We start from the raw sequence: 25,149 nt of genomic DNA, 5'->3' as shown, positions 1-25,149 counted from the left end.
CATTTTTGTGGGGCGAATACTGTTCCGCGCCAGGGCGCTTCGCGCCCCGCGCCGGGCGCGCAGCGCCGAGGCGACGCCCTCGACTCGGGCGGAACCAACTTGTGTTCCCCGTATTTCTGTGAGAGACAATGGGCTTCTGGGTTATCAACAAAAGTTCCGCGCACCCTGATTGCTTTTGACTTGCGCGAACGGCTGGAAGAGGCTAATCTACATAAAGGCGCGGCGCGGCGGGAAAGGCTGCTGCTGGCTGACGAATCCCTGGCTCGTGTGCGTCTCTATCTGCGGCTGGCGGCGCGCATGGGGTGGCTTTCCCCCGGCCAGTACCGTCATGTCGCGGAAATGGAAGTAGAAATCGGGCGTATGCTCGGTGGATGGCTAAAAAGCGTCTCCTGACCTTCCCGGAAGCTACCCGCTTCCAGGAAGATGTTGCACCAGGCAAACACGGCGGCGACGCCGTTTTGCGGGGGCAGGCTCACAAGACCGCTGCTCGTTCCGCAACAGGAACAACCCGAACAATCACAACAGGAACAACGGGGTGCGGCTGGCGGTGTCCACATTTGTCCCTACCAGAAATGCCAGGCGGGGTTTCCTTCCTGGACGCGGTTGATAAATGGCGGGGCCTGTTCCTGGCCGGGCCGGCTTTATTGCCGCCCGGGCGAATAACAACGGCCCCATCCCCCCGGTTCGTCCCTGGGATGGGGCTTTTTTTGACGCCTGGCGCAACTCTGTAGGGCGATTTTCTAAATCGCCCTGTCTGCCATGTACACACAATTGACGAGCTGGGACAACCTGCTGCTGGCTTATCGCAAAGCGAGCAAAGGCAAACGGGGCCACCCCAACGTGGCTCTCTTTGAGCATCGCCTGGAAGATAACCTGCTCCAGTTACAGCAGGAACTACAGACGTGCACCTACCGCCCCGGTCCCTACAACAGCTTTCACATCCACGAACCCAAAAGACGCTTGATCAGCGCCGCTCCCCAATCCGTTCGACCACTTTGTGAAGCGGGAGTTGCGCTGCCTGGCCTACGTTCGCCATGTTGATGACGCGCTGCTGTTTTCAGATAGTAGATCAGAGTTGTGGGCGTGGAAAGAGGCTGCCGAACGATGGCTGGCGCGCATCAGGATGACGACGCACCGTGGGGCGCACCCCAAGCCCGTGACGGAAGGGATACCTTTTTTGGGGTTCGTCGTTTTTCCGCGACAGCGGCGACTAAAACGCCGTCGTGTTCTTTACTGTTGGCGCAAATTTCGCCGCTTGCTGGTGGATTACCAAAACGGCGATTTGCTCCTGGCGGCGGTGATGGCTTCGGTACAGGGGTGGCTCAACCACGCGCGCTTCGGCAACACGATCGGATTGCGCCGCGACGTTTTGACGCGGCACCGGATCGTGCCCCCGCAACGCTTTCCGCTACAATACGTATTGTGACTGGCCTTTGGTGGTTCGGGGGTGTCTCATGCCGAGTGCGGGCGTGGTAGGGAATGATTAGGGCGCATCCGTATTTAAGATTTGGAAATGACGGATGCGCTGGAAGGGTTCTTGCTTGTTGGATTATCCAAAGTTAATTTTGGACAAACCCTTAATTGGTGAATTGCTGAATGGGTGAATGGTGAATTTGATGCGGATCATACTGTATTTGGGCAAAGGGGGCGTGGGCAAGACAACGGTGGCGGCGGCCACCGCGTTGCGCAGCGCCGAATTGGGCTACAAAACCCTGGTGGCCAGCACGGACATCGCCCACAGTCTGGCGGACTCGCTGGACCTGCCCCTGGGCGACAAACCCATCCAGGTGACGGACAATCTGTGGGCGCAAGAAATCAGCGTCGTCGCCGACATCTACAACTATTGGGACGTGCTACAAGGATTTGTGGCTAAAACAGTGCAGGGGGCGGGCCTGAACCGCGTCGTTGCCGACGAACTCTCCGCCTTCCCCGGCATGGATGAGATCGTCAGCCTGCTGCACATTGATAAACAGGCGCGGGAGAAGAACTTCGACCGCGTGATCATTGACGCCGCGCCCACGGGGGAGACGATTCGCCTGCTGACCATGCCGGATACGTTCCGCTGGTACGTGGGGCATTTGTCCAAATTTGAGCAGGGCGTCATCCGTACCCTGAAGCCGATCGCGGGTCGCCTGTTGCGCGGTCCCGCGGAACTGATGGAATCGGTGCGGCGGCTGGACGAGGCCACGGGCGAACTGCGCAAAACGTTAAGCAACCCGGCCATCAGCAGCTACCGCGTCGTGGTGCAGCCGGAAAAGATGGTCGTGCGCGAAGCAGAGCGCGCCGTCAGCTACCTGGGGCTGTTCGGCTATCCCGTGGACAGCGTCGTCGTCAACCGGGTGCTGCCGCCAACGGACGACGCGGGCGAGTTTTACCGCAAGCAGCGGGAGATTCAGGCGCGCTATCTGGACTTGATTAAGGCCAATTTCGCGCCGTTGCCGCTATGGTACGCGCCGTATTACGCGGAAGAAGTGGTCGGGCTGCAGATGCTCAGCCGCCTGGCGTACGACTGCTTCCAGGGGCAAGACCCGGCGCAGATTTTCTACCAGGGACAACTGCAGGAAATCCTGGAGCATGAGGATGGCTCCTGTACGCTGCGCCTGCCGTTGCCTTTTGTCACGGGGAGCGACGTTAAGCTGCGCAAACGGGGAGATGAGTTGTTTATCACCGTGGGCAACTTCAAGCGGGAGATGATCCTGCCCGTGGTGCTGGCGCGGCGCAAGGCAACCGGTGGGCAGCTTGTTGGTGGTACGCTGGAGATCGGCTTCGCGCCGCCGGAGGTGGTTGAAGAAACGTCCGTTGGCTGATGCGCGGGTGCGCAACTTAACAGGCGGATGCGCGTAAAGCGTGTGTAAACCTTGCCCTGTAATGATGTGCCGTCGTAGCCCGATTTTCCAAATCGGGCGGGCGATTTGGAAAATCGCCCAACATTCAATGAGAACATCTTCCCGGAATCTGTTACCCAGGACCATTATCTGTGACGAAGCTTCCGGGAAGATCATTTCAGAGGAGACTTCACCGGCTGTCGCCGACCACTATGAATGAAAATGATGCGCCATCGTAGCCCGATTTTCCAAATCGGGCGGGCGATTTGGAAAATCGCCCTACATTTTCGAAGGAGAGTAATAATGAGTGACAATGTGATGCAAGACGAAATTAATGTTGAGCAGATTAAGATGGAAGAAGAAATGGGCACGCACGCGGAGACCGAAGCCGGGAAGACCTGGACCGAAGAGATGAACGTAGCCGCGGGCGAACTCGTGGAGACGGTGAAGAAGTTGGTACACGAGGCCGGCGTGCGACGTGTTGTTATCCGCAAGAAGGACGGCACGACGCTGTTGCAAGTGCCCTTGCTGATGGGTCTGGGTGGCATTGCCTTGCTGCCTACTTACGCGGCGCTGGCGATTGTGGCGGCGCTGGCCACGGATCACGCGATTCTGGTGGTGCGTGTGGAGAAGGCGCAAGCGGCTTAACTCCCTCTCCCAACCACACAACTTTGACGACCAGCCTTTGCGCTGGTCGTTTTGTTTTGGGGCAGTTTTTAGGGGGGATGCGGATGCGCGCGGCCTTTGGGCAAGGAATGAAGTTCCCCAAAGGAACTTCGTTCCTGCACCGCCAGGTTGTTTCTGGATTTATAGCGTGATGGTGGCGAGGCGTTCGTGGGCGACCTTTGGTCCACGGCTGAGGGCGTAGAGTGCGCCGTATCCTTCGATGACGAGGGAGGCGGAGACGAGGCCGTAGTGGACGGCGCGTAGGGGATCGCCTGTTTGCCGCAAGCCTATCATGAAGCCGCCGCAAAAGGCGTCTCCGGCGCCGGTGACATCGACGACGCGCCGGTCGCGCGCCGCGTGGAAGGCGGGCACGGTCGTCAGCCGCGCCGGGTCGCGCTCGTAGAGGAGTACGCCATCCGCGCCTCGCTTGATGATGACGAGGGGCGCGCCCCACTCGCCAAGTGTTCGGGCGGCGTCCTCCAGGGGAGTGCTATCGCCAAAGAGGGAGCGTATCTCCTGGTCGCTGGGCAAAAAGGCGGAGATATGTGGTAAGAAGTGGCGGATGTGGTCCGCCAGCGCGGGCGTCATGTATCGTTCGCCGGGATCAACGGTGATCTGAGGTACATTTTGACTGCGGAGGAAGGGGGGCAGATCGCGGTGCGAGCAGATGGAGAGCGGGGAGAGGTGGACGGCGGCCACGGCGGTGAGCGTTTGGGGCCAGTCGGCGGCGCGCAAGGCCAATGGTTCATACACTTGCGGATCATCCTGGCCGGGCGTGGAGTGAACGTAGTCGCGGAGGAAGTCGGGCAGCGGTTGTCCGATACGGGCAAAGTGTCCGGCGGGATGGGTGTCGTCGCGTTGGCCGGTGGGGGTGTAGGCGTAGAAGGTGCGGTGGTCGTGTGACCCGGCAAGGCGAATGATGGCGCTGTGGTCCAATCCCCAGTGCGTCAGCCGTGCCAGCCAGTCCAATGGGTAATTAGCCCCCACGCGCGCCCAGACACCGACGCCATCCGTCCATAGGGCGGCGCCGACGGCGGCGTAGAGGGCATTGCCGCCAATCAACCCGATGTTTGCTTCGCCAGATTGGGTGATGAGGGTGTCCACGCGGAGGCCGCCGCCCGTGATATAGTGGGGGGTCATGGCTGGTTTAACCGGGTCTGGCGGTGGCTGGTGCGGATACGGGAGATGCCGCCGCCGCCTTCGATGCTGCGCCCGCCGCCAAAGGCGCGGAAGTAGGGTTCGCCGGTTTCCGCGGCGCGGTGGGCGGCGAGGAGCGCGCCCGGCAAGGTGGTGAGGAGGGGGGAGAAGCATTCGCGCACGGGCGCGGCAATGGGGAGGGTGTTTTGTAAGGGGAGGGTGTCGGCGGCCGCCGTGGTTGTGGGGGCGATGAGGGCGACGCGCCGGCCGATGGTGGTGGCGGCGATGGCGATTTCTTGGACGCGGTCGTTGTCCGCCGCGCCGGCGGAGATGAGGAGGGTGGGGGTGTGTGGCTCGCGGCTGAAGTATTGCAGATGTGCCCACTCTTCCATGTCTTGCGCCAGGGCGGGGTCGCCGCTGGCTTCTAGCATTTTGGCGGCGTTGAAAAGGGCTGCGCCGTAGTTGGGGCCGCCGCCGCAGAAGACGAAGTGGGTGGCGTCTGTCCATGTTTGGCAGAGCGCGTGGGCGCGCGGGTCGCAGTTGGCGATAGTTTGGGCGGCGTTGTTGGCCATGCCGGCAATTTCCCAACGCAAACTATCAGCAGCCATCTTTGTTAGGTGGCCGCGTCCCTGTCCCAGTTGAATCGCCAGGAGGTAGAGGGCCAACTGGGAGGCAACGTAGCTGCGCATACCGGGGACGACGATCTCGGGGGTATCGGCGGGCAGTGGGGGGACGCGGGTTTCGATGACGCTCTCGCCGGCTTGCGCCAGCGGGGTTTGGTCGTTGCCGGTGATTGCCAGGGTCCATGCGCCTGCCTGCCGGCATAAATCGAGTGCTTCAATGGTGCGGGTGACACCGCCGCTGACGGAAATGGCAACGAGCAGGTCCGTTTCACCGGCGCGGCGGGAATCTGCGAGATAGGGGGCGTGGTAGCGGCTGCAGGAGAGGGCGGTGAGGGGGATGCAGGAGACGTGCGCGAATTGGCGGAAGGCAAGGGCGGCGCCCACGGCGGCGTGGTGGCTGTCGCCACAGCCGGTGAGGAAGACACGGCTAATTTGAGCGCAGCGAGATGCCGGCACAACGGCGGCCACGGCCCGCGCCAATGGCATGATGAGGTCGGCCATCAGCGCGGGCAGGGAATCAATGTGTTGCAGCAAGCGTGAGCGAGCCATCAGAGGTCAGGAGGCGCGTCAGTTCTGCGAGAAGAGATGTACGTCGCGCTGTGGGAAGGGGATGGAGATGCCTTCGGCGTCGAAGCGCAGCTTCACCTGTTTGGTGATGGCGAAGTGGGCGGGCCAATAGTCGTCGGGCTTGACGTAGGGGCGGACGGCGAAGTTGACGCTGCTGTCGGCCAATTCCATGACGGCCACGGTGGAGCGAGGTTCTTTGACGACCAGGGGTTCGTTTTCCAGGATGTCTTGGAGGATGTTTTGAGCTTTGCGCAGGTCGTCACTGTAGCCAATGCCGAAGATCATGTCCAGGCGGATGACGCCACGCTGCGAGTAATTGGTGATGGGGCCGCCCGTGACCTGTCCGTTAGGGACGATGACGGTTTTGTTATCGAGTGTGACGACGACGGTGTTAAAGATTTGGATTTCTTCGACGTAGCCGAAAATGCCGGCAACTTCCACCAACTGCCCTACTTTGAACGGACGAAACACAAGAATCAGCGCACCGGCGGCGAAATTCGCCAGCGCCCCTTCCAGCGCCAGCCCAATCGCCAACCCCGCCGCGCCGACAAAGGCCACGATGGACGTGTTCTGGATGCCTACGGCATTCAGGGCGGCCAGAATGGCAAAAACGAGGATGCCCACGTTCACGATACTTTGCGCGAATCGGGTCAGCGTTGTGTCCATTTTTGCCTGTCGCATGAGCTTTGCCGTCAGGCGGGAGAAGAAGCCCGCGGCCCACCGTCCAAGCACGAGAATCAGCAAAGCGCCGAGGATGCGCAGCCCGTACGTGATGATCAATACCTGCATGTTTTGCCAGATTTCTTGCATGTGTTGTCTCCTCTAAAAATAATCTTCCCGGAAGCCTCGTCACAGGTGATGGCCCTGGGGAGCAGCTTGCGGGAAGAGGTTGTCATTGACGGCGGTGCGCGACGGCGCGTGCTGTCCCCTTCGAAAATGCGGTGGAAGGCGAGTTTTGACTCACCTGAAAAGCGTCGGCAGTTGGCCGTCTGTTATTGGTCATACCAACCGCGCCACCTGTTCGCGAACAAAGCGCAAACCCGTGCAAAATAGTACCTCGACAACCTAAAAATGAGGGGTGAGGCGTGCGGCATCCTCAGATGCCGCACGTTCGCATCTGAGGATGCGAACTCCTCAAAATCACATTGTTGAGGCAATAGTAGTCAGTGCATGGTGGTCAGACGGGAACCGTCTTCAAGACTGCTCCAGTCTCAGTAACCGCCCGAAAATAACTTCACGCTTTTTACGGACGGTTACTGACAAGCTGTCCGCACATTTCCGCTAATTTAATTGCGGACAACCACTCAGGCGGATGACGCCAGTTCATGTAACTGGGCCAATTTGGCGCGTGTCTCACGCCAGGTTACTTTAGACAACCCCAATTTCTGACGGATTTTGTCATGTTCTACCTGATTTTGGTAATCATGCAAGGCAGAAGTCCAACGCAAGTTCTCAAAGGAGAGTAAACCCGGTGGCAAACCGGTGGCCTCGCCCACGTCGCGCAGAATGTATTCCAGGTTACGAGCTGTGCAGGTGAACAGCGTATCCGGCGGCCGGTATTGATCGAGGTATTCATCAAGCGTCAGCAGCCACTCCGGCTCCAGTTCCACCTTGCGCTCTTTGTAGCGCAGACGCGGATTCTTATAGCGAATAAAGAGGATGGGGCGTTCCGGATCGCCGCGGTCAATATGATTCGGCACAATGGCCATGGCTTCCCCTTTCTTGATGCCTGTTTGCAGCAGCAGCGTCAGCAGCAGGTGGGGGCGTGCATCTGGCTTGCCTTTGGCGTCCCCCTCGCCGCGCCGCCAGGCGCCGGTCGCTACCAATGCTTTGGCCAGGTCTTCCTCGTCCGGCACGGTGGGCAGTGGGCTGCGTACTGTGCGTTGGATGACGGCATTGGCGGGATCAATGATGAGGACGCCATTTTCTTGCAGCCAACCGAAGAAGACTTTGAGCGTGGTGACGCGACGGGCGTAGGTTTTGGGGCTGCAGGGTACGCCGCGCTCTTCGGTCAGCCAATGGAGGAAGTCGTTCAGGTTTTTGGTGCCGATTTCGCCGACTGGTTGGCCGATGCCCAGGTATTTGCCCAGTAGGCGGATGTCGCTGGCAAATGCTTTTTGGGTGTTGATGGAGAAGCCTTCTTCCTGCATATGTTGTTGAAAAAGACCGAGTGCCGCCTGTAGAGAGGCGTTGGCGTTGATGGGAAAGGCGTTAACGGCAGGTGGAAGTTCCTCGGGAGTAAGTAATGGCGCTTGTTGGTTGTCGCTCATGGGTGTATACCTCCTGCGGGAAAGGGTGATGGTTGGTGGTTGGGGATGGTGAGGAATGCCGGCATTCGCCTCACACTTTTCGCATAGTTATGAGGGAGTGTAGCACATTCGTTCGTGTTGGTCAAGTCAAATAGGCAAGCGCGGGGGATGGGGTTGGCGTGGCGAAACGGGGGACAACGTGCGGAATTGGCTAATCCAGAAAAATATCGATCCGGAAAAGGCGTGATTTTCTGGATTGGCTTGAGGCTTTTTCGGTATGGAATAGGATATTTCAAAGTAACTATTCACGTCTCCGAGAGATTGGACCAATTTTGTAGACATCAATAAGATTCAACCAGAGCAAATTGGTCCAATCTGGGCAGATGACCTGTATAGTCACATTTCAAATTCCGAAAAAGCCTTAGCCGCCGGCGGGGTGAGGATGTTGGAAATGGAGGGCAGGGTCGCCGAGCAGGTTGAAGGTGTGGATCACATCCGCCAGGTCGGGGTTGGCGGCGGCGGCGACCTTTGCCGCTTGCAGCGCCTCGCCGAGCGTCAACGTTTCCCTGTTGAGCAGCGTACCGTAAAACTCATCGGCGAGCGGCGTTTGCTGCGTGGTGGTGGAGCGGCCTGAGGGAGCCACGGCAGCGACGATGCCGCCGCCGGGGGTCCAGAGCAGGGTTTCCGCCAGGGCATCTACCTGGGGATGGTTGAAGTACCCATTGAGGCAGGTGAAGGTGGTGAAGATGGGGAGGCGGGCGTAGTTGATGAGGGTGGCGGCGTCTTCGGCGCGCAGCACTTTTTCGTCGCCCCACACTTCAATGCTGCCGTGCCCGACGTAGTTGAGGATGCCGACGCCGTTGTTGATGGCCCCAATGATGGCCTCTTTGTTGAAGTTGGTATCGTCGTTTTGCTCCATGTACAGTTTCTCGGTTTGGAAGCCAAACGTGGCGAGGCTGCTGCTGAGTCTGTCGGAGGTGAGGCTGAAGTTGGGTTCGTCGTCGGCGACGAGGAGGGCGCGGCTGCTCCAATCGGCGGCGGCGCCGGTTTCGTAGCTGATGGTTTTTTCGACCATTGTTTGTAGTTCGGCGGGGGTTTGGGCGGGCAGGCGGCCAATAGCCAGGCTGGGGGAGAGGGTGTTGTTGCTGAGGAGGGTGTACCAGGTGTCGCTGGCGACGTAGCCGGCGAAGGTGGTATTGACGAGGTAGGTGGGGATGAGGTTGCGGTTTTTGCCGGCACTAAAGTCCCGCAAATCATACGTCGCATCACCCGCCAACAGCACAAAGTGGGGGGCCGGGTTCCAGTTCGCCACCGCATAGGCCAGAAAATCGCGGATGGCCTGGGGGGTCTGTCGTCCGTAGGCAAACTCATCGTAAATCTGGCCCACGGGGATCATGGTGACGGACAACCCTTGCTGCTGGCGGTAGTCCAGCAGCGGCTGCACGGCCTCGGCGAAACCGGGGAGGTCGGCGACGATGGCGACGTATCGGGCGCCGCGGCTGGGGTCTTTCAAAGTTTCCCAATAAGGGGCGAGGCTGATGGTGGGTTTGAGGAAGGTTGCCGGGTTGGCGGCGGCGTATTGGTGGTCGGCGGGGGCGGGGAAGCGGGCGGTGCGGTTTTCGTGGCTGACCTGGGTGACGCGACGGGGGATGTCGGGAGTGGTGATGTCCAGGATGACGCCGTTTTGTCGCTCCAGGTTGTGGATGTCCACCATGCCGGCAGAAGGCGCGAAAAGTAGCTGGCGTTGGTCGGCATTCAAACTGCTTTCGTAGGAAAGGGCAATCCAATCCAGGTAGAGTTGTTCCCCTGCCGCGCCCGTGTCGCCCGGCGCGGACAGCGTGAGGACATTGTCTTTGGACCGCAGCAGCCCGGCGGGCACTTTCGCCTCAATGGTTTGTTCCGTGATTCCTTCCCAATACTGGTCGGCAACCGGCGCACCGTTGAGGAGGATTTCCAGATGATGGTCCGGGTTGGGGGGAGCCTGATTATTGGCCCATACGCGCACGGTGAGGATGCCAGGACCGCCCGTGGCGGTTACGTCGTCGAGGGGGATTTCCTGCTGGCTGGGGGCGAAGATGAGCTGTCCCAACCAGAGATCGTGGCCGCTGGCCTGTGCCAGAAAAGTGGTGTTGGTCTCCCAGCGGCGGTCCTCGTAGCTGGTGGCGGTGTTGGCGGCGCTGGCGGTGTCGCTGCCGCCCGCGTCCATGTTGATGCCCACGCCCGGAGCCAGCCAGTAGACGGCGGGCGCTTCCGTGGTGCTGGTGATGGCCTGGGCGTAGAAGTAGAGGGTGGCATCGCGCCCTTCTCCTTGAATGGCGAAGGGGATGGGCTGCCCGTCGCGGGTGAGGCTGAGTCCGGCGGGGGCGAATGATTCAAACACGAGACCCGCGTCTCGCACTTCCTGCTGGGTGACGGCGGCGATGCCGGTTTCGTCGATGGTGAGGCGGAGCGCGCCGGGGGCTGTGCCCAGGGGCAGCGGTTGGCTGGAGATGGCCTGGCTCTGGCTGCGTCCGTGGAAGAAGACGTAGAGGCCGGCGGCGAGGAAGAGGATGGTGAGCAAGCCGAGGCTGATGAGGATGGCGGGGCGCGGTTTGTGCATGAGTTACTCGCGGGTTTGATGACGTTTGATGAGGGTGATGAGGGTGATGATGCCGCTGATGCCGCCGATGGTGAGGAGGATGCCGGCAATCAACCCTCCCCACACCGCGAACGAAAAACGACCAGGGATGGGCGGGGGGCCGGTGAGCGCGGCCAGCGTGGGGGTGGGGGGCGATGCGCCAGATCCCACGACGTGAACCTGGCTGTCGTTCGTGGGGGTGGCCGTGTCCACCGTCGCGCCGGGGGAGGGCACGGATGTGGGGTGCGGGGTGAATGTGGGCGTGGCGGGGCGAAGCGTGTTGGTGGGTTGCGGAGGGGGCGTGGGGGGAGGTGTGGGAGATGCCGGCATTTCCGTCGTATCCAGTCGGGTCAGATTGGTCGTTGGCAGCGGCGTGACTGCCGGTGGGCGCGTTGGCGTGGGCGGCGGCGGCGTCATCGTCGCCGGTGGGCGCGACGTGGGCGAAGGAACCACCGTGTTTTGTGGCGGCGGCGGCGGCGTGGGCGCATTCGTGCTGGTGGGAATCGGCGTTGCATTGTCGCTGCCGCTCGTGGCCGTTGCCAACGGATTGCCGCCGCCCAACATACCTTGCGCCGGGCCGTAGTAATCGGAATGCGCATTCACGTCTATCGCTTCCAGCCAGTAGAAGTAGGTGTTGCCCTGTTGCACGTTTTCGTCTTCGTATTCATATTCCGCGCCAATGGGTTGGCCGCCGACCTGGCTGGGAATGAGGTAGGGCGTGATGCGCGTGGCGTTGTCCAGGCTGTTCGTCGTGCCGCGCCAGATGTGAAAGCCGAAGTTGTCCAGTTCGGTGGCCGTTTCCCAGTAGATGGTGACGTGGCTGGAGCCGCTCTGCACGTAGAAGTCGCTCAGAGTGACGCTGGCGCGCGCGGTTGTGGTCCGCGACAGCAGCGCCACTGCCAGGCTCAAAGCGAGGAATAGGACGGAGGGACATCTACGAAACATCGTGGGGATCAAGGGTGTTGCCGGTTGAAGGTTGTCTGCTTTCCGTTGTTCGTTGATTGTTCTTTACGATTTTCTTACTGCCGAAAACGGCGACGACTGCGACGATTATTTTAGCCCAGATGTAGAAAGCGCGCCGAATGAGGCGGCTACTCCGGGGAAGTGGGCTTGTGGCGTGGGCAAAGAGGCGGGATTCGCAGCCGTTGATGCCGGCAAGATGCACATTCAACCAGCGCCCCATACCCTGCCGTAGCGGGAGCAGGCGACCCTCGCGGCGGCGGGCGGTGGCGCGACCGATCAGCTTTTCCGCCGGGATGGGCGCATCGAAGTCCAGCGGGCGATCACCACGCAAACGCAGATACGTCACACCTTGCCGCGTCACAATTTCGCGCAAGCGATGCGTGAGCAGATCGGTGGCGGCTTCCACCAGTAGGATGTCGCCCGGATGGAGCGACTGCCAGGGGATCGCTTCGATCCGCGCCTGGTCGCCGGGGCGGAAGAGGGGGGCCATGCTGTCGCTGGTGATGATGACGAAAGGTTCTTGCCCTTCCGCCAGCGTCTGGCGCAGGAGGTTGGCAATGGCGGGCGTGTCCAGGGGCGTCATGGTTGCGAAAGAGAGAGGGGAAGGAAGGTGCGTGTACAATGCCGGCAGCTATTCAACCGCAGCGCCGGATCACCCAACAGCATGTACGTGTCCTGCAAATCCTCGAACTGCGCAAACGAATCATTGGCGAACAAATGCTGCTTCGCCCCATAGACCGCCTCGCCCAATCGTTCCGCATGATTCGCGAAGACCGCCGTGTAAAAACCCTGCAACAAGTAATCGTGTCCATGCTGCACCTGCAAACCGGTGGGCGCGTAGCTGGCGATGGACCCCCCCTGGCTGTTCTTCAGAATCGCCTCGGCGAGGCTGTCTCCTTGCGGCTGTTGGTAGAAGCCGACCAGGCACGTCATCGGCAGCATGATGGGCGTGCGGCCGCCGTTTTGCAACTGCGGCATCATGTCCGTGGTCAAGTACTTTTCCTTACCCCATTCCAGGATGGAACTGTGACCGACGTAGCTGACAAATTCGCTGCCTTGATTGTACAAGGGCAAAAAGCGGAGCGTGGCCTGTTCGGCGCTGGTGGCGAAGTAGGAAGCGTAGACGGGATACTCCGCGCGCGGGTAGCAGTCGGGCGGGGCGTAATAAACGCGGTGGAGCGTCTGGCTGTTGGGCAGATACGCCTGCACGAAATTCTCCACATGGGCGAAGAAATCTCCCGCGGCGTCCTGCTCGCACGGGTCGGTGGGGTTTGCCACGGGGGGAAGAAAGCCGTTATCGCTGAGGAACAGGTGGGCGCTTTGCCACGTGGGATCGGATGGGGCGCTTTCGTAGGCGATGATTTTGTTGACCATGATGGTCATTTCGCCGGCGTTGCGTGCCGGCAGTCGCCCCAGGAACATATCCTCCAGGCCATCCCCGTTGAAATCCACGTACTGATTATCGGCGGCGGCTTCACCCAGGTCACTGTCGATGCCAGAACGCAGATAGGCAGGCACATAGGCTTCGCCATCGGATTGTAGCCCCAACAGGTTGCGGTAATCATAGGTCGCGTCGCCCGCGAGGAGGACGTAGGTGGGCGCGGGGGATTGCCAGGACGTGGCCGTGTATTCCAGGAAATCATGAATGGCGCGGGGGTCAAAGATGCCGTAGCTGAATTCGTCGAAAATATCCTGTACGATCACTTTTTTGACGGTGAATTCCTGCTGGCGCAGGCTGACCAGGGGGGCGAGGGCGCTGTTCAGCAGCGGGTCGGTGATGATGATGTAGTCCGCCTGTTGCCCGGTTCCGCGCAAGTTGGACGGAGTATCTTTGACGATGCTCGCGGGCGTGAGGTAGCCGGCGGGGGCGCTGAGGGCGTATTGCGCCGGACCGCTGAGGGTTTGCCCGAAGATGACATTGCCCGGTCCGCCGTCTGTGGTGGTGATTTCCACGGGCTGGTTCGGATCGGTGACGTTGAGGATGAGGGGGGGCGCGCTGAAGCCGCTGGTTTTGAATTCCCATGTGCCCGCTTGCTGATAGCCGAAGCGGAGGCGGTCGTTGACGGCCACGAATTTGCGCTGCACCATGATTTCCGCCCAGTTGACGAGGAGGGAGTGGTTGGTGCCGTTGCCGTTGAGGACGGCTTCAATGGTGAGTGTGTTGGTCCCGTTGATGAGGACGCCGGGGTCGGTGCTGGCGGTGAAGGTGCTGCTGACGTTTTCCACGCCTGAGCCATAAAAGGTGGTGGTTGTGCCTACGGGGTAGCCGTTCAGATGGACGCGGTAGCTGTGGTTTTCGTCTTGAATCCAGCCCCAGACTTCGACGGTGATGGGGACGGTGTGTTCGATGGTGGAGAGGTTGTCGAGGGAGAAGTCGATGGTGAGGGTGTCTACGCCGGCGGAGTTCAGGGGTGCGCCCCAGTACCAGTGGTCGTTGAGGTCTTCGGTGGGGATGCGGCTGTAGTAGCTGTGGTCTTCCTCAAAGTGGGTGCGGGAATCGTAGCTGACGGGCCGGGTGGCGCCGTTGGGATTGCCGGCATTTTCGGCAATCCGCAGCCCATCCTCACCCCCATAGGTCAGCCAGTAAATGTTGGTGTCCGTTTCCTGGGTGCGCAAGGCCACACCATAAAAGAGAATGGTGTCACCGCTGTCAAATTGCTGGTTGGCGTTGGCATCCAGGACTTTGATGGGGATTTCCTGGTCGCGGTGGCACATGCGTAAACTGGCGGCGGAGAGAGTGGGGGGAATGCCGGCATTCTGCAATGCCACCTGACTCAACCCATAAATCCCCGTCTCCTGCACCCCGATGCGAAACGCATTGCTGCCCAGGCAGGGAGACGCCGCCGTTTGCGCAGCCGTCTGCGCAGCCGTCATCAGCGGCTGCGTCTGCCGCCAATCGCGCCCCTGGTCATAATTCAACACCGTATCCCGCAGCACGCGCTCGAAGGCGGGACTTTCCGGACGCGCCAACTGTCGCGGCGCGCGTCCGCGGGGGAATTCGAAGTCGATGCGCACGTCCATTTCCGTGTGCACCACCAGCGAGCGACGGGCGGCGTTGGCCTGCACGGGGCGGACTTGCAGCACCACCACCCGCTGCTGCCGCAGCCATGTTTCCTGCCCCAGGCTCACCGGCGCCGCGGGAAAGAGCGTGTCCGTTGCGTACACCGCCTGGTCCGGCGTGCGGGCGCGGGCGAAGGTGGGGACGGCATGTGGATCGCCGTAGTCGTAGGTTAAAAGCTGGCTGTGCGCGGCGGGGAGGACAAGCACATCGGCGACGGTGTATTGGCTGCTTTGCCGCAGCGTCAGGCGTGGCTCCGCGCCGGGTGGGAGGGCGATGAAGACGTTCCGTTGCGGTAATGATGGATAGCCCGCCATTTCCAGGTTGGCGTACCCGGCGATGCTAAGCTGCTGATAGCCATCATCCTCAGGAGAGGGGCGCGCCGCAAGGGAGGGACGCGGATGTGAATGGTCACGCCGTTGTCGTCGGCGGAGAGGAGTTGACGCCCTCGTCCGGCAGCGTGGCGGTGATGCGGCGCTGGTTGGCCTAACCGATGAAGATTGAGCAAAGGAGGGCAAGGACGCGGCGATAAGGAGGGCGAGGACGAGCGCGGCCAAAAGGGGGAGACGATGGCCGGCGGTGGAGGGCCGATTCAGGTTACTCTTCACGTCATCCATAGGGTGTATGGTTCCTCAAATCAGGCAGCCCAGACAGCAACAAGGGCCAGATAAACGCTTATCTAGCCCTTGCGTGGTGGTCAGGGTAGATACCCTCCTGTAGAGTATCTTCGGTTGTCTCATTGCGTTTGTCCGCGGACAAACGTTGGTTGCGCTACGCCTGGGTGGTGTAACGACAAGCCTGCGAGGATGAAGGCCGCCGGACAGGTCGTTACCCTTTATTCAGCGTACCGGCTGCGTCGCCAGACAATCACCAGGACGGCGGCAGCTTCAGGCTGCCGCCCTGGGTACGCGGGGTACATCCAGAAACAATAAAGCCCCGCCTGACCGTACCGTATCAGGCAGTTGGATTGGTCTCGGTTATGTGAAGTCGCCCGATTAAGTCGTTAGCTGGCAATTTGCTGGCAGGTCTGCTCCGTACCGGTTTTCCCGTTGGTGGGTTCACCTGGTGGGCAGGCCCCGGCGACGCTTTCCAATACCTGGCTGTGGATGACGGACGGTTTCTCGTAGGCTTTTTTCTGTTCCACTTTGTCGTTGTTAAGCATCCTAATTAACTCCTTTATCCATGAGACGACGGTTTTCTTGGTACGCTTGGCGACGCAAACGTGCCTCGCGGTAAGCGACAGATGAACATCCGAGCATATCGCCATCTTCAAAGGCGGCTGTGCCGTGACAGCGGACGCAGAACTGGCGCAGCTCGCATGTTGAGCAAACAGGCAGGTTTTGCAGAGTGAGGCTGCTGGTTTCTTCCCAGACAGGCGATTCTTTCCAGATTTGGGCGATGGGGGCTTCGCGTAGATTGCCGGCAGTTACGCGAGCGCCCAGGCATGTTTGAATATCGCCGGTCGGGCTGATATTCAGGCTGTTCATCCCAATCCCACAGAAGCGGAACGAGTCGTTCTGGGGGTACAGATTCCACGTTTCCGGCGTGACCCGTTCGCGCAGGAAACCCAGCAACTGGTCATCGGTGGGCCGATGCCGCAATGGGGAAACATCGCCGGTGTGCTTTGGAATAATCGTCAAATCGTACTGAAAACCGATGCCCAGGTCGGCCGCAAGCTGCTGCAATTCCACAACCTGGCCGATATTTTCCTTCATGATGGGCGTTTTTATCAGGCAGCGCACGCCTCGTTCGAGAAGCAGCCTGATCGCGCGCATGGTCAGGTCGAAAGAGCCGGGGACCTGGGTGATGGAATCATGCGTGCCGGCATTGCTGCCATAAACACTCATCTCCACCACCACGGGTTTTACCGCTGCAATCCTATCAGCAACGCCGGGTTTGATCAAGATGCCATTTGTAAAATAGCGGATGGCAAAACCCTTCTGACGCGCATAGTGGGAAATCTCAAAAATATCCCGCCGCAAGAAAACCTCGCCACCGGAGAACGTGATCGTCAGCGCGCCCAACCCGGCCAGATCGTCAATGATGCGCCTGGCCTCTTCCGTGCTGACTTCGCCGGGCATTTGCGCCCCCGGCGGTAGCACATCCAGGTAGCAATGGGTGCACCGTTCGTTGCAGCGGTAAGTGATCTCCCACTGCACGGACAGCAGGCGGTGCTGCCGCTGCGTCTTGTTGACGATATTCTGATAGAGGTTGATCTGGCCGTCCGCGTCGCGGTATTGCTCGGTCATTTCGCCTCGTCTTGCGCTTCCGCGAAAACCATAACGTGAACATCCACCAGCTCCCGCAGAAAATCGGCTACGTCGGCGCGGGCGACCTCCAGGGTGACGTCGTACTCCTGGGCGATCATCTGGCAGATGGCGGCCACGGAGCGGCTGCCGTCGGCCAGTTCAAAAATGCGCGACCCGACGTCGTTGAGGACTTTGATTTCGCTGCTGTCCGCCAGGATCAGGACTGCTTCGCCCTCTATGACTCTGCCGGCAGTTTGCGGGTGAGGTTTAGGGTGCAACTGCATCATATTCATCGATTGCCTTCCAAAATCCAGTGTCTTTGCTGAAGTGAAGCTCGCGCACGGGCGCGAGGCGGGCCACGCGGTCACAGACGCGCAGGAGGTGATCGTTCAGGTGTGGGTTGCCGACGACAAAAGGTGCGGCGGCGGCCAGTTCGGCCACGGCGACGGCGTGCGGCAACGGAGCCGCGAAGTGCTTTTTGTCCTGGCGCAGACGGTAAATGCTCTTCAGCGGTGCAAACTGGTTGGCGCGGGGGGCGTCGTCCATTTCGCCGCGAAAGGGGACGCCGTGCAAGGTGCAGTGGTCGTCGTGGCAGCGAATGATGACCAGGTCGTCGCTGAGAATGGTGCCCAGGTGGCGCGAGAGGCCGGTGGTGGTCGTTTTGCCGGCACCGCTGGGACCGAAAAAGACGTAGCCAAGCCCGTTGGCGTGCCGCAGCAAGCCACCCGCGTGTAGCAGCAGCGCCCCATTTTGCACGCAAAGCCAGGCGTAGACCACGCGCAGGAAGTTTTCAATATCCGCCGTGGGCGCAATTTCTAGTTGGCCCATCCGCGAACGCACATCCACCTCACCTTGCTCCCGATAGGAGCGATACGTGATCCGGTTGTTGTCGAAGTCGGATTCGATCACCCAGTTGCCCGGTTCGATGGGCAGGAAGAGCACGTCGGGGGTGGCTTGAATGGCGATGGTGAAATGGGGTGTCTCGTCGGTTCCCAAGAATTGCCGGTATCGCTCATGGATGCGGTCGGCCACTGTCTCGTCGATCGTTTCCAGGGCCACCACAAAGTCGGCGATGTTGAGGATGATTTTTGCGCGTACGGGGGTTGTCAGGGCCAAGCGGATTCCTCCGGCCAGTCAATTGTGCGGATGCAGGCGCGTTGCAAACGCGCCCTACAAAGAAGTTAGTGATGGTATCATACTCATTTTATGGCGTCAAAAGCCGGAAAACGGCTTTCAGGCTGATGATGTCGCCGCGGCTGGTGCCGCCATCGCGCCGGATGGTTTCCAGTTGGTAGTAATAGGTTTGTCCCCAGCGGACGCCGGTATCGACGAAGTTGTGGTCGCCGGCGAGGAAGGGGTCGGCGGCGGGGGGCAGCAGGTCTGTGTTGATTTTGTGGAAGTGTCCATTGGGATCATCGGCGCGGTAAAGGTTGTAGCCGGTCACGTCGAGTTCGCTTTCGGTGGTCCAGTGGATGGGGATGGTGGGGTGGGTGGCGGACCAGAGGAGGAGGGCGGCTATGAGGAGGAGGGCGGCTATCCAGATGTAGAGCAGCAGGATGGTGATGATGGATGAGCGTTTGCGGGACACGGGGGATCAGGCGGTGGTGTAGAGGTGGTGGTCGTGGATGTAGTGGCGCACGGATGCCGGCATTAAATATCGCAACGAACGCCCCATTCCCACCCACGCCCGAATCTGCGTGCCGGAAAGAGGGATGGCCGGCCCGTCAATCATATCAACCGCCGCCGCGACGCCCGGAATCACCTGCTCCAGGTTATCCAGGTCGAACGTCGCCCCCGGACGCGGCAGCACGCCCAGGCGGCAGTAGCGCGGCAACAGGTGTGGGTCTTCCCAGGTGGGCAGGTCGCGCAGTGAGTCGCCGCCGATGAGCAGCCAGAAACGGGCGGCGGGCATGGCTTGCGCCAGCAGCGGCAGCAAGGTGGCGGTGCGGTGGGGTGTGGGGCGGGTGATGTCGGTGTCGTCGAGGCAGAAGTTGGCGTTGTCGGCGATGGCCAGGCGCACCATGGCCAGCCGGTGGGAAATGGGGGAGATGGTGCGATCTTGTTTGTGGGGGGGGTGTCCTGCCGGCATAAACAACACCTGATCCAGCCGCAAACTCTCCCGCGCACTTTCCGCCAGCACCAGATGCCCCAGGTGCGGCGGGTCGAATGTGCCGCCAAAGATGCCTATTCGCTCCATTCCAGCGCCTCGTCCCCGATGAAGACCATATCGCCGGATTGAATGCCGGCATCCTCCAACGCCTCCGTAATCCCCATACTCTCCAGAATGCGCTGGAAACGCAGCACCGTGGCGTCAAACTCCCAATACGTCATTGCCGCCACGCGCTCAATGCGCGCCCCGCGCACGCGCCACCCCTCTGCCTCGCGGGAAATGGTGAACGCTTCCTCGTCCTGGCGCGGGCGAATGATGACCATTTCTTCGTCGGCGCGGGGTGGTCGGAATGCCGGCACGGCATCCAGCATATGGCGCACGCGATACAACATCTCGCGCACATTTTGCCCCGTGACGGCGGAGATAGACATGAACGGGAAGCCGGCGGCTTCGATATGCTCCGCCACCAGCGGCTCCCAGGCCACGGCGTCGGGCAAGTCCATCTTGTTCAGCACCACCAACTGTGGCTTTCTGTCCAGATCGGCATCGTATAGGGCCAGTTCCTGGTTGATCATGGCCCAATCTTCCACCGGATTGACGCCCGCGCCGTCCAGCAGGTGGATCAGAACGCGCGTGCGCTCAATGTGGCGCAAGAAGTCGTGCCCCAGTCCCACGCCGTGCGATGCGCCTTCGATGAGGCCGGGGATGTCCGCCAGGACCATGGTGTCGAAGTCGTCGAGCTGGGCCACGCCCAGGTTGGGTTCGAGGGTGGTGAAGGGGTAGCTGGCGATTTTGGGGCGGGCAGCGGAAATGGCGGCGAGGAGGGTGGATTTGCCGGCATTGGGCACGCCCAAAATCCCCACATCCGCAATCAACTTCAACTCCAGCGTCAGCCACATCTCCTGACCCGGCTCCCCGCGTTCGGCGATGCGTGGCGCCTGGTTTGTGCTGGAGGCAAAACGGGCGTTGCCGCGTCCGCCCTTGCCCCCCGCCAGGATCACGGCTTCCTGTCCTGCTTCGGTGAGGTCGGCCAGGAGAGTATTGTTGGTGTCGCGGATCACGGTTCCTGCCGGCACTTCCAGCCGCAGCGTCTCCCCACCGGCCCCACTTTTGTTGCTTGTTCCCCCGTGTCTGCCGTGCCCCGCCTTAAAATGCACCTGGCGATGAAACCGCACCAACGTCGTCAGCTTCTCGTTCACCACGAACACAATATCACCCCCCTTGCCGCCATCCCCACCGCTGGGGCCGCCCAGGGGCACAAACTTCTCGCGGCGGAAGCTGATCATCCCGTCGCCGCCATTGCCGCTGCACACGTATATTTTTGCCTGATCGTAAAACATAAGCGTTAATTCTCATCCGTGGCGCCGGGCAACAACGCGCGCAGCGCCGCCAACCGGGGATCGATGTCGTCCGTCTCGCAGTTGCACGTCCCCTCATTCAAATTTTGGCCACAGGTGACGCACAGACCGCGACAATCGGGGCGGCAGATGGGCTGCATGGGCACTTCCAGCAGGCTCACTTCCCGCACCAGGGGGGCCAGGTCCAAAATCCCGTTCTCCCCGATGCGATACTCGCCCGTGGGCACGGGACCCTGGGAGTAGTACAGATCATCCAGGTGAATGGTGATCGGCAACATCGTCTCCGTCAGGCAGCGCGCGCACTCCACGGCAATATGGCTGTGCAGATTGCCCTGAATGTAGATGCCCCTTGACGTGCGCGTGGCTTGAAACACCCCCTGCAACGGGCTGAGGGTCACGTCCGCGGCGATGCGGATAACGGGATAGTCTAGTTCGATCTCGCGGCTGGTCCCCAGGTCGGCTTCCAGCAAGAACCCGAAATTGAACCGCAAGGGAGAGAGTTTTTTTGCGCCCATAGCTGTCTCCTCCGAAAAAAGGACGCGGATGAACACGGAAATACGCGAATCTGTGTCATCTGCGCAATCTGTGATTGTTTTCATCCTTCGTGGTGTGCCCCGCGCATGGGGAACTCCTCCATAATACAAAAACGCCAGGCATTGGTAGGTGGCCCGGCTGAAATGGAGTATAACATACGCCCCTGGCAGCGCCAACGCGGATGACCTGCGATGGACGGTCAGCGGCATGATGTTCAGGATTGTCTCAGGTGCGGCGGGTAAATGCCGGCACGCAAACAAGGAAAACGCATGAAGCAGCAGTTATTGGTGGCATCCCATAATCAAGGAAAAGTAGCTGAGTTTGCCGATATGTTGGGAGAACTGGACGTGGCGTGGTTGGGGCTGGCGGACGTGGGCGTCTCATTTTCCGTGGAGGAGTCGGGAACGACGCTGGCGGAAAATGCCATCCTCAAGGCGGCGGCCTACGCCCGTGCCAGTGGGCTGCTCACGCTGGCGGACGATACGGGGCTGTTTGTGGATGCGCTCGATGGGGAGCCGGGTATCTATCCTGCGCGTTATGGCGGACCTGATCTGACGCCGAGGCAGCGGTATGAGCGGTTGCTGCGCGCGCTGGCGGACGTGCCCTGGGAGGCGCGCACGGCCCGTTTCCGCTGCGTGATTGCCCTCGCGCGTCCTACAGGCGTAGTCGGCACGGTTGAGGGCGTCTGCGAGGGGTTTATTGCCACGACCCCGGCGGGCACGCACGGGTTCGGCTATGACCCGGTGTTTTATGTTTCTGCTTTGGGGCGGACGTTGGCGGAGATGATGCCGGCACAAAAACACCAGATCAGCCACCGCGGCAAAGCCATCCACGCCCTCATCCCCCTCCTGCGCGGCACCCTGCCATGACCACCCACCGCAACCATTTTTCCGTACCGCCACCATGCGCCGCGCCAGAGTCGTTACGTTTGAGACCATCCCATTTTCCCCGAACTTCAGATTTGCGGGTAAAATCTGGCCATGACCACAGACCTTACGTTTATCACCAACGAAAATAGTCGGACTCTAAGAGATAGATTTAACGTTCTGATCAAAGATGCGCGCTTCTTTGATTGCCTGGTTGGGTACTTTTACACCAGCGGTTTTTATGCTATCCATCATGCGTTAGCCGCAACCGAGAAGATTAGAATCCTTATTGGTATTAGTACCGATCAGCGCACATATGACCTGATCACCAATGCCCAACGGGAGCAGCAGCTAGAATTCCATCTCCCTCCGGCTGAGGCCAAACAAGCATACGCCGAATTAGTGGAAAAAGAGTTGGAGGAATCGCCCGACAACGCTGACACGGAAGATGGTGTGGCCCGTTTTATCGCCTGGATCAGAAGTGGTAAGCTGGAAATCAAGGTTTATCCTTCGCGGAAAATCCACGCCAAATTATATATCGTCACTTTTCCTGAAGGAGGTCGGGATGTTGGTCGGGTCATTACCGGCTCCAGCAATCTCACCCAGTCCGGGTTAGTGGAGAATCTGGAATTTAACGTTGAATTGAAGAACAGCGCCGATTACTACTTTGCCAGACAGAAATTTGAGGAACTTTGGGCCGACGCCGTAGACATCAGCGAAAAATACATCGAAACTATCCAAACCAGAACCTGGCTCAATCAGGACATTACACCCTATCAACTCTTTTTGAAGTTCTTGTATGAGTATTTCAAAGGGGAATTGAGTCGTTCTGATGAACTGTTTACGAACTACCTGCCGGACAAGTTTATGAAACTGGAATATCAGGAACAGGCCGTCCTGAACGCCAGGAAGATTTTGGAAGAGTATGGCGGCGTGTTTGTTTCTGATGTGGTGGGCCTGGGCAAAACGTATATTGCGACCTTGTTGGCCGGGCAATTGGACGGGCGAACGCTGATCATTGCGCCGCCTGCTTTGCTAGATCGAGACAATCCCGGCTCCTGGCCCAACGCTTTCTCCGATTTCAAAATACCGGCCGATTATCAATCGGTGGGCAAACTGGACGATATTCTGGCGAATGGTACACAAAGATATACCAATATCATCATTGATGAAGCCCATCGCTTTCGCACGGAAACCAATGTGACTTATGAGAAACTGGCGGAAATCTGCCGCGGTAAACGGGTCATTCTGGTTACGGCGACCCCCTATAACAATTCACCTAAAGACATTCTGAGCCAGATTAAACTATTCCAGAACGCGCGAAAAAGCAGTATCCCCAATTTGCCCGATCTGGAATCCTTCTTTGGCAAGCTGCAAAGAAAGCTAGATGGGCTAGATCGGCAAAGAGACAACACCGAGTACCTGCGGGTGGTGCGCGAAAATGCCCGTGAGATACGGGAAAAGGTGTTGAAGTATCTCATGGTACGGCGCACGAGAGCCGAAATCGTGCGTTATTTTGGTAAGGACCTGGCCACGCAGAATCTCAAATTCCCGGAAGTGAATAACCCGGAGCCTCTTTTTTATGAACTAGACGAGCAAGAAGACGCCATTTTTAACCGCACCATTGCCCTGATCTCGCAGCAGTTTACCTATGCCCGCTATACCCCTTTGTTGTATTACAAGGGCAAGGTCGATCAATTGGAAGCGCAGTCGCAGCGGAATATGGGGCGGTTTATGAAAATTTTGCTGGTCAAACGATTGGAAAGTAGCTTTTTTGCTTTTCGTAAATCGGTTGACCGGTTTATTCGTTCCTACGAGCTGTTTATTGCCGGGTTTGAAAAGGGACACGTTTATCTGAGCAAAAAACATACCCAGAAAATTTTCGAATTGCTGGAACAGGATGATGATGAAGCCGTACAACAATTGTTAGATGAAGGCAAGGCGGAACGGTTGAACAGCGAGGATTTTCGGGACCATTTCTTGTCAGATTTACGCCATGATTTAGCCATTTTGCAGGAAGTTCAGGCGTTATGGCGACAGGTTAGGCGCGATCCCAAGTTGGTGGCTTTACTGGAGAAACTGAAGCGGAATCAACTACTGCGCGAAAACAAGCTGATCCTTTTTACGGAATCGAAGGAAACGGCTGAATATCTCACTGAATACGTCAACCAAGCTAATTCCAACCAGGCGCTCTGCTTTACTGGCGGCTCCGGCGAAGCGACGCAGCGGATTGTGATCGAAAATTTCGATGCCAAAGCCCGCCATCCTAAGGATGATTACCGCATCCTCATCACCACTGAGGTTCTCTCGGAAGGGGTGAATCTGCATCGCGCCAATGTGGTCATCAATTACGACATTCCCTGGAACCCCACCCGCCTGATGCAACGCGTGGGGCGCATTAACCGTGTCGATACGCCGTTTGATGCCATTTATACCTTTAACTTTTTTCCCACGCGCCAGGCTAACGATGAAATCAAACTCAAAGAGGCAGCCGAAGCCAAGATTAACGCTTTTCTGACTTTATTGGGCGGGGATGCGGCCTTGCTCACGGAGGGAGAGCCGGTTGGCTCGCACGAGTTGTTCAACCGATTGGTCTCGAAAGAGACGGTGACGGGCGAGGATGAGGAAGAGGTGTCGGAGCTAAAATACCTGACACTGATTAAGGAGATTCGGGATAATGATCCAGACACGTTTGCCAAAATTAAACGACTGCCGAAAAAGGCCCGTTCTGGTAAACAGAGCGACCATTACCCGCATTCGCTGGTAACGTATTTCCGTCGTGGCAAGGTGCAAAAGTTCTTTATGGCGACCGGCGAGTTGGAAAGTGTGGAACTGGATTTCGTGACGGCGGCCGGCTTGTTGGCATGCATGGTCACGGACAAGCGAAAGAGACTTCCCCAAACCTATTTTGACTTGCTAGACAGGAACAAAGAGGCGTTTGTTTATGCCACCACCGAAGAGATGGTCGAACCGGCTACGCGACGGAGGCAGGACAGTACACGGCAACTTCTCCGTATTTTGAAGACGGTTTTTAGGCAAACGGAGCAACTAACTGATGAGCAGGAACTGTACGCAAAGATGGTGGTTGCCCGGTTGGAAGCAGGCGGGCTGCCCAAGCAGACGGTGAAAACGGCCCTGAATCAGGTGAAAAAGATAAGCGTGGCGACGATCAGCCCGCTAAAGGTGTTGGCTGTCTTGCAAACGACTGTGCCGGCACGTTTACTCGAGAGCCACTATGCGGAACAGAATCCCCGCGCTGCCGGCAAGCGCGAAGTCATATTATCTATGTATCTGGCGGAGTAGTTGGTTTATAATCGGTAAAAACGA

Annotated in this window: 23 protein-coding genes; 7 read left to right on the top strand and 16 right to left on the bottom strand. The window is 59.3% G+C overall.

What is annotated here, in order from left to right:
* Positions 1-180: 180 nt before the first annotated feature.
* The 5 genes from H6650_09255 to H6650_09235 all read left to right on the top strand — a co-directional run bounded on the left by H6650_09255 (position 181) and on the right by H6650_09235 (position 3,473).
* Positions 181-393 (top strand): four helix bundle protein, encoded by a 213-nt coding sequence (locus H6650_09255; GenBank protein ID MCB8952183.1) that lies wholly within the window; start codon positions 181-183, stop codon positions 391-393.
* Positions 394-759: 366 nt separating this feature from the next.
* Positions 760-1,041 (top strand): hypothetical protein, encoded by a 282-nt coding sequence (locus H6650_09250; GenBank protein ID MCB8952182.1) that lies wholly within the window; start codon positions 760-762, stop codon positions 1,039-1,041.
* Positions 1,042-1,075: 34 nt separating this feature from the next.
* Positions 1,076-1,426 carry a hypothetical protein gene (locus H6650_09245; protein MCB8952181.1) on the top strand — a complete coding sequence of 117 codons (351 nt, stop codon included), beginning with the start codon at positions 1,076-1,078 and terminating at the stop codon, positions 1,424-1,426.
* 190 nt (positions 1,427-1,616) lie between these two features.
* Positions 1,617-2,807: an ArsA family ATPase gene (locus tag H6650_09240; protein ID MCB8952180.1), complete on the top strand. Its 1,191-nt coding sequence runs from the start codon at positions 1,617-1,619 to the stop codon at positions 2,805-2,807.
* Positions 2,808-3,128: 321 nt separating this feature from the next.
* Positions 3,129-3,473: a DUF4342 domain-containing protein gene (locus tag H6650_09235; protein ID MCB8952179.1), complete on the top strand. Its 345-nt coding sequence runs from the start codon at positions 3,129-3,131 to the stop codon at positions 3,471-3,473.
* A gap of 159 nt (positions 3,474-3,632) precedes the next feature.
* Here H6650_09235 and H6650_09230 read toward each other — a convergent pair whose 3' ends face one another.
* The 16 genes from H6650_09230 to H6650_09155 form a co-directional block, all read right to left on the bottom strand.
* The gene (locus tag H6650_09230) at positions 3,633-4,631 is read right to left on the bottom strand and encodes a carbohydrate kinase family protein (GenBank protein ID MCB8952178.1); all 999 of its coding nucleotides are present in this window, start codon (positions 4,629-4,631) and stop codon (positions 3,633-3,635) included.
* Entirely contained in the window at positions 4,628-5,800 is a 1,173-nt protein-coding gene (locus tag H6650_09225; protein ID MCB8952177.1) for an SIS domain-containing protein, read from the bottom strand. The genes H6650_09230 and H6650_09225 overlap by 4 nt, the downstream gene beginning before the upstream one ends.
* Positions 5,801-5,818: 18 nt before the next feature.
* Positions 5,819-6,628 (bottom strand): mechanosensitive ion channel, encoded by an 810-nt coding sequence (locus H6650_09220; protein ID MCB8952176.1) that lies wholly within the window; start codon positions 6,626-6,628, stop codon positions 5,819-5,821.
* A 494-nt stretch (positions 6,629-7,122) separates the two neighbouring features.
* Complete coding sequence (locus tag H6650_09215; protein ID MCB8952175.1) at positions 7,123-8,088, bottom strand: phage integrase N-terminal SAM-like domain-containing protein; 966 nt, start codon at positions 8,086-8,088, stop codon at positions 7,123-7,125.
* 400 nt (positions 8,089-8,488) lie between these two features.
* Entirely contained in the window at positions 8,489-10,666 is a 2,178-nt protein-coding gene (locus H6650_09210; GenBank protein MCB8952174.1) for a hypothetical protein, read from the bottom strand.
* A 3-nt stretch (positions 10,667-10,669) separates the two neighbouring features.
* Positions 10,670-11,629, bottom strand: a complete 960-nt coding sequence (locus H6650_09205) for a hypothetical protein (protein MCB8952173.1) — start codon at positions 11,627-11,629, stop codon at positions 10,670-10,672.
* Positions 11,619-12,230, bottom strand: a complete 612-nt coding sequence (locus H6650_09200; protein ID MCB8952172.1) for a hypothetical protein — start codon at positions 12,228-12,230, stop codon at positions 11,619-11,621. Before H6650_09200 ends, H6650_09205 begins: the two co-directional genes overlap by 11 nt.
* Complete coding sequence (locus H6650_09195; protein ID MCB8952171.1) at positions 12,227-15,322, bottom strand: hypothetical protein; 3,096 nt, start codon at positions 15,320-15,322, stop codon at positions 12,227-12,229. Before H6650_09195 ends, H6650_09200 begins: the two co-directional genes overlap by 4 nt.
* A gap of 386 nt (positions 15,323-15,708) precedes the next feature.
* Positions 15,709-15,867, bottom strand: coding sequence for a hypothetical protein (locus H6650_09190; protein ID MCB8952170.1), 159 nt, complete (start codon positions 15,865-15,867; stop codon positions 15,709-15,711).
* 1 nt (position 15,868) lies between these two features.
* Positions 15,869-16,954 carry a radical SAM protein gene (locus H6650_09185; GenBank protein MCB8952169.1) on the bottom strand — a complete coding sequence of 362 codons (1,086 nt, stop codon included), beginning with the start codon at positions 16,952-16,954 and terminating at the stop codon, positions 15,869-15,871.
* Positions 16,951-17,247, bottom strand: a complete 297-nt coding sequence (locus H6650_09180; GenBank protein ID MCB8952168.1) for a PqqD family protein — start codon at positions 17,245-17,247, stop codon at positions 16,951-16,953. The genes H6650_09185 and H6650_09180 overlap by 4 nt, the downstream gene beginning before the upstream one ends.
* The gene (locus tag H6650_09175; protein MCB8952167.1) at positions 17,222-18,070 is read right to left on the bottom strand and encodes a hypothetical protein; all 849 of its coding nucleotides are present in this window, start codon (positions 18,068-18,070) and stop codon (positions 17,222-17,224) included. The genes H6650_09180 and H6650_09175 overlap by 26 nt, the downstream gene beginning before the upstream one ends.
* Before the next feature lie 88 nt (positions 18,071-18,158).
* Positions 18,159-18,542 carry a hypothetical protein gene (locus tag H6650_09170; GenBank protein MCB8952166.1) on the bottom strand — a complete coding sequence of 128 codons (384 nt, stop codon included), beginning with the start codon at positions 18,540-18,542 and terminating at the stop codon, positions 18,159-18,161.
* A 6-nt stretch (positions 18,543-18,548) separates the two neighbouring features.
* Positions 18,549-19,151, bottom strand: coding sequence for a nicotinate (nicotinamide) nucleotide adenylyltransferase (gene nadD, locus H6650_09165; protein ID MCB8952165.1), 603 nt, complete (start codon positions 19,149-19,151; stop codon positions 18,549-18,551).
* Entirely contained in the window at positions 19,139-20,404 is a 1,266-nt protein-coding gene (gene obgE / locus H6650_09160) for a GTPase ObgE (GenBank protein ID MCB8952164.1), read from the bottom strand. The genes nadD and obgE overlap by 13 nt, the downstream gene beginning before the upstream one ends.
* Positions 20,405-20,409: 5 nt before the next feature.
* Positions 20,410-20,937, bottom strand: coding sequence for a DUF177 domain-containing protein (locus H6650_09155; protein MCB8952163.1), 528 nt, complete (start codon positions 20,935-20,937; stop codon positions 20,410-20,412).
* Between the two features lie 288 nt (positions 20,938-21,225).
* Here H6650_09155 and rdgB point away from each other — a divergent pair, with 288 nt between their 5' ends.
* Both rdgB and H6650_09145 read left to right on the top strand, forming a co-directional pair.
* Positions 21,226-21,825 (top strand): RdgB/HAM1 family non-canonical purine NTP pyrophosphatase, encoded by a 600-nt coding sequence (rdgB, locus tag H6650_09150; protein MCB8952162.1) that lies wholly within the window; start codon positions 21,226-21,228, stop codon positions 21,823-21,825.
* Positions 21,826-21,936: 111 nt separating this feature from the next.
* Positions 21,937-25,125 carry a helicase gene (locus H6650_09145; GenBank protein ID MCB8952161.1) on the top strand — a complete coding sequence of 1,063 codons (3,189 nt, stop codon included), beginning with the start codon at positions 21,937-21,939 and terminating at the stop codon, positions 25,123-25,125.
* Positions 25,126-25,149 lie beyond the last annotated feature (24 nt).

This window comes from Ardenticatenales bacterium, assembly GCA_020634515.1.
Lineage (GTDB): Bacteria > Chloroflexota > Anaerolineae > Promineifilales > Promineifilaceae > JAGVTM01.
Note: the sequence above shows the minus strand (reverse complement) of the source record. Positions and strands in the feature narration are given on the sequence as shown.

What these genes read in the sequence shown, in the direction of transcription:
- H6650_09235 (MCB8952179.1), top strand. Translation starts at nt 3,129, where the DNA reads ATGAGTGACAATGTGATGCAAGACGAAATTAATGTTGAGCAGATTAAG.
- H6650_09240 (MCB8952180.1), top strand. Translation starts at nt 1,617, where the DNA reads ATGCGGATCATACTGTATTTGGGCAAAGGGGGCGTGGGCAAGACAACG.
- H6650_09205 (MCB8952173.1), bottom strand. Translation starts at nt 11,629, where the DNA reads ATGTTTCGTAGATGTCCCTCCGTCCTATTCCTCGCTTTGAGCCTGGCA.
- nadD (MCB8952165.1), bottom strand. Translation starts at nt 19,151, where the DNA reads ATGGAGCGAATAGGCATCTTTGGCGGCACATTCGACCCGCCGCACCTG.
- H6650_09250 (MCB8952182.1), top strand. Translation starts at nt 760, where the DNA reads ATGTACACACAATTGACGAGCTGGGACAACCTGCTGCTGGCTTATCGC.
- H6650_09200 (MCB8952172.1), bottom strand. Translation starts at nt 12,230, where the DNA reads ATGACGCCCCTGGACACGCCCGCCATTGCCAACCTCCTGCGCCAGACG.
- H6650_09180 (MCB8952168.1), bottom strand. Translation starts at nt 17,247, where the DNA reads ATGAATATGATGCAGTTGCACCCTAAACCTCACCCGCAAACTGCCGGC.
- H6650_09185 (MCB8952169.1), bottom strand. Translation starts at nt 16,954, where the DNA reads ATGACCGAGCAATACCGCGACGCGGACGGCCAGATCAACCTCTATCAG.
- H6650_09225 (MCB8952177.1), bottom strand. Translation starts at nt 5,800, where the DNA reads ATGGCTCGCTCACGCTTGCTGCAACACATTGATTCCCTGCCCGCGCTG.
- H6650_09230 (MCB8952178.1), bottom strand. Translation starts at nt 4,631, where the DNA reads ATGACCCCCCACTATATCACGGGCGGCGGCCTCCGCGTGGACACCCTC.
- H6650_09190 (MCB8952170.1), bottom strand. Translation starts at nt 15,867, where the DNA reads ATGCTTAACAACGACAAAGTGGAACAGAAAAAAGCCTACGAGAAACCG.
- obgE (MCB8952164.1), bottom strand. Translation starts at nt 20,404, where the DNA reads ATGTTTTACGATCAGGCAAAAATATACGTGTGCAGCGGCAATGGCGGC.
- H6650_09195 (MCB8952171.1), bottom strand. Translation starts at nt 15,322, where the DNA reads ATGGATGACGTGAAGAGTAACCTGAATCGGCCCTCCACCGCCGGCCAT.
- rdgB (MCB8952162.1), top strand. Translation starts at nt 21,226, where the DNA reads ATGAAGCAGCAGTTATTGGTGGCATCCCATAATCAAGGAAAAGTAGCT.
- H6650_09145 (MCB8952161.1), top strand. Translation starts at nt 21,937, where the DNA reads ATGACCACAGACCTTACGTTTATCACCAACGAAAATAGTCGGACTCTA.
- H6650_09155 (MCB8952163.1), bottom strand. Translation starts at nt 20,937, where the DNA reads ATGGGCGCAAAAAAACTCTCTCCCTTGCGGTTCAATTTCGGGTTCTTG.
- H6650_09210 (MCB8952174.1), bottom strand. Translation starts at nt 10,666, where the DNA reads ATGCACAAACCGCGCCCCGCCATCCTCATCAGCCTCGGCTTGCTCACC.
- H6650_09220 (MCB8952176.1), bottom strand. Translation starts at nt 6,628, where the DNA reads ATGCAAGAAATCTGGCAAAACATGCAGGTATTGATCATCACGTACGGG.
- H6650_09215 (MCB8952175.1), bottom strand. Translation starts at nt 8,088, where the DNA reads ATGAGCGACAACCAACAAGCGCCATTACTTACTCCCGAGGAACTTCCA.